A 13,907-nucleotide genomic window follows, 5' to 3' on the forward strand; every position below is an offset into this window, starting at 1 on the left:
TGCTTAATACTCAGCAAATCCGGCCAACGCGCCAAGCAAAGGACGCCGGCCATGACGAGTTTATGGTACTTCAGCTTGCCAGAAAGCCGAGCGCACAAGAGATTGAGTTCTCAGGTTACTGATAAGAAAACCGCGCTAGGCGCGGTTTTTTTGCGTGGAATTTGACGAGGTTTGCGAGTCAAAACTCCAACGAACAGCGGCACTTACAAGACTATCTCTAGGTGCTCTGGGTTCCACGCAATGGAGACGCACTGCTATTTGAAGGCTTCGTATATCCAGGTGCAAAGATTGCGCTCTCGACACCATAGAGAGCCAGCGGGTCGCTTAACCATAACCGATAAGCTAGACCCTTGATGCTGTGATCAGGTGAGCAATCAATGTGGTATTGCTGCAGGACATAGCCCGCCATCGCCGCACGCACACGAAGCCGCATGACTCCATCTTCCATTCCGAAATCGCGAATGACTAGCTCGGCTGAATCTTTGTCAGGATGGGGGACTATAGGGAGGTCCAGCATTCGATTCCACTGATCATCATTCGACCAACTCTCTGAAGCTCGAGGCTTTTCCCCAAGAACAACCTCAGCGCTGCTCATCCTAGTGAATACGAAATCTGCAAATTTTCCGCTCTTGCGATCAAATGCGCGAGCATGCCAACGGAGCCCATCACAACCGATAGCAAACGGAACAATCTCTCGCGTTGAAGGCCCAGATTTCGACGTGTACTCGATTCTTACCACTTGCCCAAGGCGAATTGCACGCGTGATAGGCGCGAGGATTTCGATCTTAGGGCGACTCAGCAACGACACTGATTCGTGTCGAATCAGTGAGCCTTCCCCTGAATCTACGCCATCCCCGAATCCTTGCGACAGAGTCACTAATACGCGTTCGGAAGCATGTATTACCTGAGGCACGAACTGCTCACGAATAACATAGTGCTTACTAACCGGATCAAGCTCAGTGTTTTCCGGGGCGAGTTCACGGTAGAGCGCAAAGTCGCGTGTGGCTGCTGCTGAAGCCACTCCAAAGCGTTCCATTAGATCCGAGCGCGATACGACTCCCAAAAAATAGAGACGGAAGTCTATGAAGGCTAAGCGCTCCTGCTGTGCCTTGCTGTAATCGCTGAGGTCAATCATGTTTTCTCCGTTCGGTCGTCAACGGGTGCAACCAATCATTCATGTGTCGAGGATAACACATGATGGGTTGACGTGATCAAAATGATGATGATATTATCAAATTATGGATTGGCCTCATGCTCTTTGTGAGTATGCTAGCAAATCTCTAATGGAGATTTGTAGTGGAAGTTTGAGACCAGGAAATAGAAAAGCCGACCAAGGTACGAACTTGATCGGCTTTTGGGAAAAGACGTCTGAACAGGCTCCAGATGTCTCTCGCGCTTCAGGAAAAGCGTTGTGATGGTAGCCTCAATGGGTACCGTTCGCAAGGGAGCGAGTTTGTGTTCGAGCCTATCTCTGTGAGAGACGACTATGTCCCAGCAAGAGATGTTCGAAAAGCCGGACGAGGAAGGGGAGGTCATTTACCGTATGACCATCCGCACTAAGTCTGGAAAGGTGATACGACGTGCGAACGGCCAGCCGTTCCGCATTGTTCTTCGCCCAAAAGCGGCTTAATAGGCCGTCCACTCGACTCAGGGCATCAATTGATGCCCTGTATTCCCTTTAGAATGGATCACTCCCATGAGCCAGGATTTTTACGATCGAAACGGCACTCCGACCATCTATACCGATGACAATGTCCATCTTTTTAGTTTTGATGGGCGACCAGTTGGGTATTTTCATGGTGACGCCCTGTATTCATACGTGGGACAGCATCTAGGCCGTATTGCTAATGGATTGATACGCGACAATCACGGTCAAGTAGTATTTTTTTCCAGCAATGCTAATGGCGGCCCAATGAGGCCTATGCGTCAGTTGAAGCCTCTAAAAGGCCTTAAGCAGCTTAAACCCCTCAAAGGGCTACGGCAGCTCCAGCCCCTACGGCCACTACTTAACAACAGTTGGTCGCAGCTCTCCGGGCAACAATTCTTCCTTGGAGCAGCCGCCTCAGCCTGACAGCGCCCGAATGGGAGCAGTAAGGTTTAGGTCATGCTTTTGTAGTAAGAGTTAGTCCCTTGCCACTATTGTCAAAATATATTGTTGAAAATCAGGGCCGGTTTGGTGGGATAGGCTGGGAGGTGTCAAAATATCCACCGAGCTGGGGCCTCCCTGTTGAGCCGTTTGTCCCAGTATTTGCTGAACTATTGGTGTCAAAATATTTTGCTCTGCACCAACCACTAAAAAACCCTCGGCAATCGAGGGTTTTTTATCGGCGAAGAACGTGTAAAAAACCGCCGAAGCAACCGGTCATCGGCGTTTATCGTTTTCGTGCGCCAATACCGCATTCACCTGTCAGGTTCACCCTAGAATGCCTCCCTGTGGATAACTCAGCCAGGGAATGCCTTCACCATGAACATAGAACTGCTAATCGCCGGCGTCGTCGTGCTGATCATTGTCGTGGGTCTGGTCGGCTGGATGGTTGGCGTCTACAACGGCCTGGTCATGCGCCGTAACGATGTGGATAAAGCCTTCGCCAACATCGACGTATTGCTCAAGCAACGGGCCGACCAGATTCCCGACCTGATGCGCGTGGTGCAGACCGCCATGAACCATGAGAACGCGCTGTTTACCCGGCTCAGCGATGCGCGTACTCAATACTTGAATGCCAGCAGCCTCAACGACAAGGTCGACGCGTCCAACCAGCTTAATGCGGCGCTCAAGTCGGTGATTGCGGTGGCGGAGAGTTACCCGGCGTTGATCTCGGGGCCGAATATGGTCGAGTTGCAGCAGGCGATCTCGGCGGTGGAAGAGCGCATTGCCGACCGGCGTGAGTTTTTCAACGAATCGGTCAACCTCTACAACATCGCGATCGCGGTGTTCCCCGACCTGTTCTTTGCGCGGATGCTCGGCTATCAGCGCATTCCCTTGCTGGCCATCAGCGCCGAAGAAACCCGCTACGAAGGCGTGAAGCTCGAGGTGCCGGGGGCATGAAAACCACCCAGGCCGGCGTCGTCGCGAAGAAACCCAAGTGGAAAACAGCGTTGGCGCTGGTGTTCCTCGCGGGCTTCATCAGCTTGATTGCTTACGCGCCGAACATCTTTATCGCGCTGTTTTTCCCTGTAGGCATTTTGGTCGGTCTGCTGCTCAGCTTCGGGCCCAACTTCTATAAAACCGAACAGCGGCTGGCCACCAGCCAGATTCGTTCGCTGGCGATGGGCCTGGTGGAAGTACGCGGCAAGGTGATTGCCGACAAGACCCTGCTGTCGCCGGTGAATGGCAAGCCGTGCGTGGGCTATGTCTGGGTTGTCGAGGACGGCAAGAAAGACGACGACGGGCACTGGAGCTGGAGCCGAGTGTCTGGCGAGGCGCGCTGCAATGACTTCCGTCTGCAGGACGCCACGGGCGAAATCAGCGTGATCGCCGAAGGCATTGACCTGTTCGGCAACAAAGCCCCTGACGAATACGAGCTGTTCGGCAGCTCCAGGCGCCAAGGCGAAATCCTGCTGGTGCAGGACCTGGACGTGATGCTGATTGGCGATGCCTGTGAGCGCGACGGCAAACCCGCGATTGCCCAGGGCAAACAGCGCAACGCGGTGTTCGGCCTGGCGCTGACCCAGGATGTAGAAAACACTCGCGTGCTGGCGCCGCTGTGGCGCGCCGGTGGTTTCTATGCCGCCGTGGTCGGGATGATTGGCGTGGGCATCATGGCCATGACGCCTGCGCATTTTGCCCAATTGCATCTACCCGGCCCCGACACCTATCAGCAAATGGAGCCACTGGGCCCCGTGTATCGGCTGCTGGCGTGGTTGTACCGCGAAGGCGGTTTCCCGATTCCCTTCATGGCGGCGTTTGGCTTTTTCCTGACGATTATCGTGGTGATGATGGCGACCCGGCTGGTGCTGCCCAAAGGCATGCGCCTGGCGGTGGGACGAGTACTCGGCGCGTGGATGGGGCTGGGCATGGTCATCGGCGGCGTGGTGACGTTGCTGTTGTTCGTGGCTCAGGTGGATACCTTGAAGCTGTTTCTGGTGTGGATGCTGATCCTGCTTGGCACGTTGGTATTCTCGATCTTCGAGCAACGCAAGCTGGGTGCGGCGTTCAAGCATTTTTCCAAGGATGCCGGTAAAGCCAGCCTCGGCGACGAAGACGCCTGATCACGGCGTCGCGCAGATCAAATGTGGGAGCGGGCTTGCCCGCGAAATCGGTGGGTCAGTCAACATCACTGTTTGCCGGGCCAACGTCTTCGCGGGCAAGCCCGCTCCCACAAGGGGGATCTGCGCTTACCCAGCCAAGTACCCTGTGATCACGGCACAAACTCCACCTTCAACCCCCGGCTCGCACTGCGCCCCTGATCATCGCTCACCCGCAACCGGTATTCCCCCGACTTGCCCGGTCGCCAATTCAGCGTGGTTTGCGGCGGGCCTTGGCCGATCAAGGTCTGGTCAGCGAACCAATACAACGTCGCTGCGTCGCTGGCCGCGTTGGCATTCAGCGGGATACTTTCCTGGGGCTGCGACAGGCGCAATTGATAGCTGACCTGGGTCAACGGCGAGCGTATCTGCGGCGCCTCGCTCTGGTCGCTGATGCGGTTGGGCTGGCAGTTTTTCATCACGTTGGGCGGTGTGCGCCGGGGCAGGCCAGCTGCGCGATAAAGGCGCTGCACATCACTGGGCCAGAACTCGAACACTTCCTCACGGGTGTATTGCGGGTCAAACGGCGGGCACGCGGCTTTGCCGGTGCGGGTGTCGATCAACACCGGGCGGTGCAGGTTGGACACACGAATCGGCGACACACCGGGCACGTACCAGGTCTTGCGGGTTTGCGGGCACCAGCGGTTGGGCAGCTCGCCGGAAGCGGCGCACACGTCGATGCGCACCAGCCCGGCAGGCGGCTTGTCCGGTTTTATCACCACAGTGGGCAGCGCCAGCGGCAGGGCGTCGGCGATGCGAAAGAACAGCGGTGCGGCGGTCTTCGCGCCGATAAACGCAGGGTTGGGTCGGCCATCGAAGTTGCCTACCCACACCACCAACACGTACGGCCCGACCAGACCAGCACTCCACGCATCGTGAAACCCCCACGAGGTGCCGGTTTTCCACGCGGTGCGCCAATGGCGGCCCGGCAAGCCATCCGGCCGTGGGTTGCGGCGCAGCATATCGCGCACCATAAACGTGGCTTGCGGCGTGAGCAGTTGCGGGCCGGTGGTTTGCGGCTGTTCCTGCAAATACCGTAACGGCCGCAGATGCCCGTCACCGGCCAGCATCACATACAGCCGCGCCAGTTCTTCGGGCGTCATCTCGCCACCGCCCAGAGCCAAGGCCAGGCCGTAATGGCTCTCGCCGCGCAAGCCCTGGATGCCGGCGCGTTGCAGCAATCCGTACAGCGACGGCGACTTCACCTGGCTGGCCAGCCACACCGCCGGGATGTTGCGACTACGGATCAAGGCATCCCGCGCCGTCAGTGGCCCGATAAAACTGCCGTCGAAATTTTCCGGTTGGAAGTAGCCGAAGTTACTCGGCAAATCCTTGAGGATGCTCATCGGGTGAATCACACCCTGATCCAGCGCCAGCCCATACAGAAACGGCTTGAGGGTCGACCCCGGCGAGCGCCGCGCCGTTACGCCGTTGACCTGCCCGTGGATGCTTGTGGATAGGTAATCCGCCGAGCCCACCAGCGCCTTGACACTCTGGTCGCGGCTGTCGATCAGGATCGCCGTGGCGTTTTCCACGCCGGTGCTGCGCCGCTCGGCGATAAAGCCGGTGATCAGGCGTTCGAGCAGTTGCTGCAAGGGCAGGTTAAGTGTGCTGTTCAACTCGTTGCCGGGCTGGGACGCCAGCAGTTGTTCACTCAAGTGCGGCGCCAAAAAGGGGATCTGCTGGCGGTTGCGCGCTTCCAGTGGCAAGTCGAGCAAACTGTCGTTTCGCGGGTCCTGTGGATAAGTCTCGCGCCAGTCGGCCATCAAGCGCAGCCGCGCATTTTGCAGCGAGGGCCCGAAGCGCGCGCGCCGCCCCGGCTGCTGGGGAATCACCGCCAGCGCCAGCGCTTCAGACAACGACAACTGCGCCGCCGACTTGCCAAAGTAAATCCGGCTGGCCGCCTCGGCGCCTTCGATATTGCCGCCCATGGGCGCCAGGTTCAGGTAGGCCTCAAGAATGTCGTGCTTGCTGTAACGCGCTTCCAGCCACAGCGCCAGGGCCATCTGCTGCAACTTGCCTGGCACCTGGCGAGTGTTCAAATTCCACAAGCGCCGCGCCAGTTGCATGCTCAAGGTCGAACCGCCCTGGCGCTGGCCGCCGCTGTAGGTGGCCATGGCCGCGCGCAGCAGCGCCGGGGGATTGATCCCCGGGTGCCAATAGAAATTGCGGTCTTCCTTGAGCAGCAAGGCTTCGACCAGTGACGGCGACATGCGCGCAAGCGGCAGCCATAAACGGTATTGGCCGTCATCCGCCAAGGTCATGCGCAGCAGCGCACCGTCGTCGGCCAACACCACCCGCGACGAGGTCACGGCCTGTTCCAGCGGGGCATGCGGCCACAGCCGCAGCCCCGCCGCCAACACCACCGCCGCTGCCAGCAGCGGCGTCAGGCGTTTAAGGCTTGGTAATTTCAAGCTGGCCTACTTTGCCGCGCCCTTGCAGGGTGGTTTCGTACATACCTTCGGCGTAGGCCGGCGGCGTGTTGAAGGTGCCGGCGTTGGTGGCGCGCACTCGGTAGACAAAAGTGCCTACGTCGCGCAATGCGGTGCCGTACAACACCACGCGATCATCACGCACATCCACGTAGTCCGGCTGCCAGTTACTCAGCTCGGTCTCGCCGATCGGCGCCTGCCAGGCATCCGCTTCATCCCCGTCGGCGGTTTCCACGTACTCCGAATCGTCGCCTTCACTTTCATCGGCGCTGGCGGCTTCCGGCTCCGGCGGCAAGTTATACACAGGCTCGACGCCACCGGGCAGTAGGTCGACCACGGCCACTTGCTGCACTTGGTCGCGGTCGGTGGCGCGCAGGCGCAGGCGCACCAGGAACTCATCGCCCACCGCCACTTTGCTCACCGGCTCGCCTTTGAGGTCGAGGTATTCGTGGATGATTTCCAGGCCATTGTTGATCGGCTTGAGCTTGGCGCCCTTGTCGAAACCGGCTTCGCTGAGCATGTAGAACGCGGCCGGGCCGTCGGTTTTTTCCAGCACCAGCTTTTGCGTGGCGCCCGGCACGGCGGCGCGCGGCGGCTGACCGGCCATCTCCAGCAACTGCTGCTGCTTGTCGCCCAGCCACGCGGTGGCCTTGAGGGTCATGTCGCTTTGTGCGCGCTGGCCATAGTTGTCCAGGGCGCGCAGCAGCAGCGCGGCCGACAGCGAGTTGTAGCGTTGCTCGTTAAGACGCTTGCCGAGCTTATCCAGCAAGGCGGTCGGCACATCGTCCAGCAACTCGGGGAAGTGGCGCGCCAGCAGGTGCAAGTGTTCGGCGTCGTGCACCAGCGGGTCGTAATACAGGCCGTCGCTGTCCCACTTATCCACAAGGGAGCGCCACGGGATTTTGCGGAACAGCGTATCGGCCTGGCGGTCCTGCTTGAGCAGCTTGTAGCTGGCGGCCAGGTAGGCAGCGCCCAGGTCGTTCTGCCAGGTGTCTTTGAAGTAGCTCTCGTAGCGCTCGCGAATGTCGCTCAAGGCACCACTCACCAGAATTCCCTGACGGCTCAGCAGGTAACTGGCGTAGGCACGGTTGCGCAATTCCGACAGGCCTTCGCTCGGGCCGTTGGCCAGGTCTGTCAGATAAGCATTCGCGCGCACCAGCACATCTTCCGGCACCGGCAGCCCGCGTTCCTTGGCTTCGATCAGGAAGTCGGTGGCGTACAGGCTGGCGTACGGCGCCACATCCGGGTTGGCGGCCCACAAACCGAAACCACCGGCCTGGTTCTGACGCTGGCGCAACATGCGCACCGCGCTGCTGAAGGCTTGCTCGGCTTCGGGTGCGGTGCCGCCCCAGATCAACGCCGGCATGGCCTTGGACACCAATTGCTCGGTGCACGCATAGCCGTAGTCATCCAGGTAATGCTTGAGGCCGTTGGCCCATACCAGCGGCGAGGCCGCCACGCCCAACTGCACGTCGCGCAGTTGGCTGAACAGTTCGCGGGTCGGCTTGAGCTCTTTGCTGGCGCTGTCGAAACGGCCCAGGCTCAAGGCCACACGGTGCTCACTCAATGGGCGGATCGAGGTGGTTTCCGCCACCTGAATACGCTTGCCGTCCGGCAGCACGGCGATAAAGCGCAGGTCCGCCGAGCCCAGGGTTTCGCCGACCTTGATCTTGAATTCGGCGGTGCCTTCTTTGCGCGGTTGCAGTGACAAGGTGCTGCCTTTGTCGCCCTGCACGTTGAGGCCGTCGCTTGTTTGCAGCTCAAACTTCACGTCCGCCGCTGCATCGAGGTTGCTGAACACCCCGGCGCTCACATTGAACACGTCCCCCGGCGCGACAAAGGCCGGCACGTTCGGCGTGATCACAATCGGCCCACGCACGTCGGTGTTGGCCTCGCTGACACCGACGCTGTCGGCATCCACCGCCACCGCAAACAGGTGCAGCTTGCCGTTGAAGCTGTCCGGCACCTGGTAATGCAGTACGGTTTCACCGGCCGGCAAATCCACCAAGCCAGACCACCAGGCCACGGGCGGCTGATGTTTACGCTTGAACGGGTTGAGATGGTTAGCCAGGGCGCCTTCCGTATCGCCACCGGGCGCTGCCCCACTGAGCAGGCGGCTGAATTCCGGCAGGATCAGGTCAAGAATCTGACTGGTGCCGACTTCCAATGCGCGCTTCTGGAAGAAGAAGCCCAACGGGTCCGGCGTCTGGTAACGCGCCACTTGCAGAATGCCTTCGTCCACCGCGTAGACCACTGCGCGGCCTGGGCGGTCGGCCGTGACTTTGATGTCCAGGGTTTGCCCCGGTTCGATCTTCGCCGGGCTTTCCACCTTCAGCGCCATGCGCCGCGCATCCAGGTTGATGCTGAACGGCACCACGCCGTAGGACAGCGGGCTCATATAAACCTCGGACGAGCCCATGTCGCGCACAAACTGCACGTTGACGTAGGCATTGCCCTCAAGGCCTGCAGGCACGCGGATATGTTGCACGCTGTTGGTGCTGTCGGCCTTGAACCATTGCTGGGTGTAAACCTTGTCACGCTCGATGGTGATCAAGCCGGCGCCGGTGTACGGCGCGCGGATGCTGATCGCAATCTCGTCACCCGTGGCATAGCTGCGCTTATCCAGGCGCAGTTGCAGCTCGGCATTACGCTCCAGCGAGCGCGAGGTGTTGCCACGCCCGGCCACGCTGTAGTCGATCTGGTTGAGCAGGTTGCCGTTGGCGTCTTTGAGTTGCAGGGTGTAATCGCCCGGCGTGCCGGTGTTCAGGGTCTGCTTGGCGCCGTCTTTGGTCATCGTCAGTGGCGCGGCCGGCTGGCTGATGTTCTTGATGCGCGATTCGTACTTGTAGGTGCCGTTGGACTGTTTCACCAGCACCGACACATAACGGTGCTCGACCACTTCACTGGTCAGGCCGTCCACCGCCAGTGGCGTCAGGTCCGGCGCGACGGCCAGCCATTGCACCTGGCGTGGGGCGTCCTTGGCGACGTACGACAGCGAATCCTGACTTTTCACACCGACCAGATAGGGCGCGGACGACACCAGCAGCGCACTTTGCGCCGCCACGTTACGGCCACCTTCGGCCTCGAACACCTGGGTCATCACTTGCAGGCGATAAGTGCTGTTGGCGAAGCGTTGCAGGTTGAGGTCGAGCACGGCCTGGCCGTTGTCGTCGACGGTGGTTTCGGCGAGGTCTTCGGTGCTGGCGTCTTCCAATGAGTCGTTGAGGCGGAAGCGGTAATCCGGGTAACGGTCGAAGGCCGCGAGCGTCGGGCTCAGGGACATTTTGGCGGTAACGCGCCGCCCGGCTGCCGGGGCGCCGAACAGGTGCATGGCGGTAACTTTGGCCACCACCTGGTCCGGTGGAATCCAGCCCAACACGGGCGTGTCATGCAGGCTCAGGCTGACCTTCATGCGGTCCGGCTCGAAGTCGCGGACCTTGAAGCTGACACTGCCGAGGTCAGTGCGGGTGTTTTTCTGGCCAATCAGCTGCAAGGTCGCGGTGTAATCGCCCGCAGGGGCGACTTCACTGCTGGGGAAATCAAAGGTTTCAAAACCGCTGGTGGACAGTTTCAGCGGCTGGCGAATCACTTCCAGGCCACGTGGGTCGGTGATTTGCAGCTCCACCGGCAGGCCTTGCAAGGCGCCTTTCCAGTTGCCGCTGCGCACGATCATGCCCAAGTGCGCGGTTTCGCCCGGGCGATACAGGCCACGGTCGGTAAACAGGTAGGCGCTGAGGCGATCAATCGCGCCGTCTTCTTCCAAACCGCCTACGTCGAAGCGCGACAAATCCAGCTGCTGCGACTGACGCGCAATCGGCAGGAAGGATTGGTCGTTACCGCGAGTGACCACATACATCAGCGGCGTTTTCTCACGGCGCAGTTCATCCAGCTTGGCGAAATGCGCGTGGCCTTCGGCATCGGTGCGGCCACTGCTGACCGGCAGCCCGTTGCGGCCGATGATGTCGACTTGCGCATCGGCCACCGGCGAACCGTTGCCGATGGATTGCACGTACACATCATGGCTGCCGTCGCTGGAGCGCTTGGCGATGATGCCGAGGTCGGTGACCACGATAAAACGCAAATCGCTGGTGCTGCTGCGGTCATATTCGAACGTACGCGGGGCCGGGTCATCCTGCGGGCTCAGCTTGAGCACGAAAATGCCACGACGCCCGCCGTTGGCGGTGAGGTAATGGCTCAGGTCAACGTTGTCGTACACGGTTTTTGCCGGGTCATTGGACGACAGCGGAATATCCAGCGACTGACGCTCCACCATGCGGTCGAAGTATTCATTGCCGAAGTTTGGCCGGGCAAAGCTGCCGCTGCTCTGGTCCACCAGGTGTTGCAGCTGGTTGGGCAGCAGGCGGGCGATTTCCACATGGGCGCCGGGCACACCACGGGCCATGAAGCCCAGGCGTTTTTCGCCATTGAGGCTGAGCAGTGCGCCGTCAGACAGGAACTGCAGCGTGCGCGGATACGCCGGCATGCTGATCAAGGACGCCGTAGGATTCTTCGCCAGGTAGCCGCCTATCGCTTCCAGGTTGGCGGGCACGCGCACATACAGCGCGCGGCCAGCCGGGGCCTTGAACTTGAAGGCGTGCAGGGTGTTCAGCGGCTCGACGCTGGGCACGTGGGTCAGGTTGACCTTGGTGCTGCGGGCGAGCATCGCATCGTCGATGTCGTTGCTGGTGTAGGGGCGGGTGTCGTCTTGGGCTTTTTCCGGCAGCAGCCAGGCCTGGACCTTACCGGCGATGGTGTCATCGGCTACGGCGCTGGAGCTGCTGAACATCAGCACGGGCTCTGGCTCACCGCGCTCGTTATCCACAAAACTGACTTCGGCGCCGGTAAAGGTCAGGCGATAACGACCGGGCACGGTGACTTCCGCCACCAGCGGTGCGGTGCTGGCATTGCCGCCGTCGCGGGCCTTGATGCCTTCATCGAGCTTGGCGCTGACCGGCGTGCTTTCCAGCGGCGTGGCCAGGGCGGCCGAGCGCACGTAGGCGTTGAGCTTGGTATCGTCGAAGGTGATTTCCGGGCGGTTGGGCAGCTGCGCGTCGCGGTAGGCCAGGCCTTTGCCGAGGGTTACGGACACGCGCTTGCGTAGGTTGTCTTCATCCACCGGGTGGGAAAAATGGAAGGTCGCGACCAGTTGCTTCAGCGTCGGGTTGGACGGGTCTTGATACAGCTCGTTTTGCGCCAGGGTGGCGCGGAACGGTTGGGTGGAAAACTGGCTGCTGTATTGGCTGAGCAGCACGCCCTCGGCCAGGAGATTTTTCTTCGCCAGGTCCAGCGTGTAGTGGGCGTCTACCGGCCAGTCTTTTTCCGGCACAAATAATAAAGTGCGGTCATCGGACCAGCGCCAGGCGCCTGCCACGGTGGGTTTGAGGCTGATGCCTTCGGTCACCGGTTTGCCAATCGCTGCCAACGGCGCCACGGATTCGGCAAAACGTACCTGCAAGTTATCCACAACCGGCGGTTGCTGGGTGTAATCCGTCAGGTTTGGTTTGTGCAGCGAATAACCGACGGTGTGCGGCTGCGGCAGGTTCGAATACCAGTGCCAGCCATAGAAGCCCGCAGCAGCCAGCAACACAAGACCCAGCACCCCGGCACCGGCCTGGCGCGGGTACGCGCGAGCCTTGCGGCCCAGATTCCCCAGGCCATGGCCGATGGCGCGCAGCCAGAAGGGCGGTTGCCATTGGCCGAACAGGGCACTCACCACAGTGGTTAACAGGCCGAGAAAACGGCGACTGATCGCTTTCAACGAATCGAACATGGTGAGCATCCCTGGCTAAGTGCGGCGTATCTTACACGCGTCTTTGATACAAAAGATGACGTGGATACACCGCACACGCTCAGGCGTGTTGCACAAAGGTGAGGCGTACCGCAAAACCGATCAAAAGACTGCCGAATAACCATTGCTGCAGACGCTGCGCCGAGCGATTGCGTGCCAGCCAGTGGCCGATGCGTGCGCCGGCCAGGGCGTAGCAACAGTCGAAGGCAAAGCCCACACCCACCAGAATCACCCCCAGCAACGCAAACTGCGCCGCCACCGGGCCGGCATGCGGGTTGATGAACTGCGGCAGCAGCACCGAGCAGAACAACAAGGCCTTGGGGTTGAGCAGATTCGTCAGCAGGCCGCGTTGAAAGGCTGCGCGCCAGGCATGTGCTGGCGGGGCGCCGGGGTTTGCCTCAAGCGAAGGCAACATATTTGCCCGCAGACACTGCACGCCCAGCCATAACAGATAGGCCGCGCCGCCCAGGCGCACCACATCGAACGTCCATGGCGCCACCTTGAACAATGTCGCCAGGCCCATGCCTGCCAGCGCCACATGGCAGGCCCGGGCGAGCCCCAAGCCGATGGCCGTGGTCAGCGCCAACGCCTTGCCTTGCCGCGCGCCGGTTTGCAGCAACAGGATCATGTCCGGCCCCGGCAGTAGATACGCGACCGAAAGCGCCACCAGAAATAACCAGAGTTCCGTCATGTTCAAACCCCCTAGATTGGTTGGCCAATTCTAGGATGCAAGGGCAGGGCAGGTGCTTGCGTAGTCAGCCAGAAAAGCGTCTAGTCTTGGTATTCTCTGCCAAAAATCAAGCCAGTGACCCTTCACTTATGCCAAATCTCAAACTTGATGCCTTTGACCGTAAGATTCTTGAAGCCCTGCAACGCGACGGTCGCCTGAGCAATGTGCAACTGGCGGATGAGATCGGCCTGTCTGCCTCACCGTGTTTGCGCCGCGTGCGGCTGTTGGAAGAAGCCGGGGTGATTCGCGGCTACCAGGCGACGCTGGACCGCGATGAAGTGGGCTTGGGCATGATGGTGTTCGTCGGCGTGAAGGTTGAGCGGCATAACGACACCGAGGCCAATGCCTTTCGCGAAGCGGTGACCGCACTGCCCGAGGTGATCTCGGCATTTCTGGTGTCGGGCGAGTCGGATTTTCTATTGCAGGTGGTGGTGCCGGATTTGCGTGGGTATGAGCGGTTTGTCACCGGCAGCCTGTTAAAGCTGCCGGGCGTGAGGGACATCCGCAGCAACTTCGCGATCCAGACCGTAAAAACCCCAGGCGCCTTGCCGCTGGGGCATTTGCCGGGCTAAGCACTTCAAAACCCCACCAAACCACTGTGGGAGCTGGCTGAACGCTGGCTGATCGTTCCCACGCTCCGCGTGGGAATGCCGCCGAGGACGCTCTGCGTCCACTCAGAAAGCCGTGACGCGGAGCGTCACAGGATGCATTC

The 13,907-nt window shown here is 60.3% G+C and carries 8 protein-coding genes; 4 read left to right on the forward strand and 4 right to left on the reverse strand.

Annotation, left to right across the window (positions count from 1 at the left end):
• Positions 1-217: 217 nt before the first annotated feature.
• Entirely contained in the window at positions 218-1,135 is a 918-nt protein-coding gene (locus L8I05_RS13845; protein ID WP_242169589.1) for a WYL domain-containing protein, read from the reverse strand.
• Positions 1,136-1,696: 561 nt separating this feature from the next.
• Here L8I05_RS13845 and L8I05_RS13850 point away from each other — a divergent pair.
• From L8I05_RS13850 to L8I05_RS13860, 3 genes are all read left to right on the forward strand, one after another.
• Entirely contained in the window at positions 1,697-2,071 is a 375-nt protein-coding gene (locus L8I05_RS13850; RefSeq protein WP_242169591.1) for a glutamate-rich protein 5, read from the forward strand.
• A 393-nt stretch (positions 2,072-2,464) separates the two neighbouring features.
• Positions 2,465-3,046 carry a LemA family protein gene (locus L8I05_RS13855; protein ID WP_177016768.1) on the forward strand — a complete coding sequence of 194 codons (582 nt, stop codon included), beginning with the start codon at positions 2,465-2,467 and terminating at the stop codon, positions 3,044-3,046.
• A complete protein-coding gene (locus L8I05_RS13860; RefSeq protein WP_242169593.1) occupies positions 3,043-4,209 on the forward strand; it encodes a hypothetical protein in 1,167 nt (388 codons plus the stop codon). Before L8I05_RS13855 ends, L8I05_RS13860 begins: the two co-directional genes overlap by 4 nt.
• A gap of 149 nt (positions 4,210-4,358) precedes the next feature.
• On the opposite strand, the gene pbpC is transcribed toward L8I05_RS13860, so the two are convergent.
• The 3 genes from pbpC to L8I05_RS13875 form a co-directional block, all read right to left on the reverse strand.
• On the reverse strand, positions 4,359-6,659 hold the full coding sequence (gene pbpC, locus L8I05_RS13865; protein ID WP_242169595.1) for a penicillin-binding protein 1C: 2,301 nt from the start codon (positions 6,657-6,659) through the stop codon (positions 4,359-4,361).
• Positions 6,640-12,447, reverse strand: a complete 5,808-nt coding sequence (locus L8I05_RS13870; RefSeq protein ID WP_242169597.1) for an MG2 domain-containing protein — start codon at positions 12,445-12,447, stop codon at positions 6,640-6,642. The genes pbpC and L8I05_RS13870 overlap by 20 nt, the downstream gene beginning before the upstream one ends.
• 79 nt (positions 12,448-12,526) lie before the next feature.
• Positions 12,527-13,156 carry a LysE family translocator gene (locus tag L8I05_RS13875; RefSeq protein ID WP_242169599.1) on the reverse strand — a complete coding sequence of 210 codons (630 nt, stop codon included), beginning with the start codon at positions 13,154-13,156 and terminating at the stop codon, positions 12,527-12,529.
• 128 nt (positions 13,157-13,284) lie between these two features.
• On the opposite strand from L8I05_RS13875, the gene L8I05_RS13880 reads away from it, so the two are divergent.
• Positions 13,285-13,767, forward strand: coding sequence for an Lrp/AsnC family transcriptional regulator (locus L8I05_RS13880; protein WP_016978705.1), 483 nt, complete (start codon positions 13,285-13,287; stop codon positions 13,765-13,767).
• The last annotated feature ends 140 nt before the right edge of the window (positions 13,768-13,907 follow it).

It is taken from the genome of Pseudomonas sp. MONT-RG-20F-20-E-7-02 (assembly GCF_022662395.1).
GTDB lineage: Bacteria > Pseudomonadota > Gammaproteobacteria > Pseudomonadales > Pseudomonadaceae > Aquipseudomonas.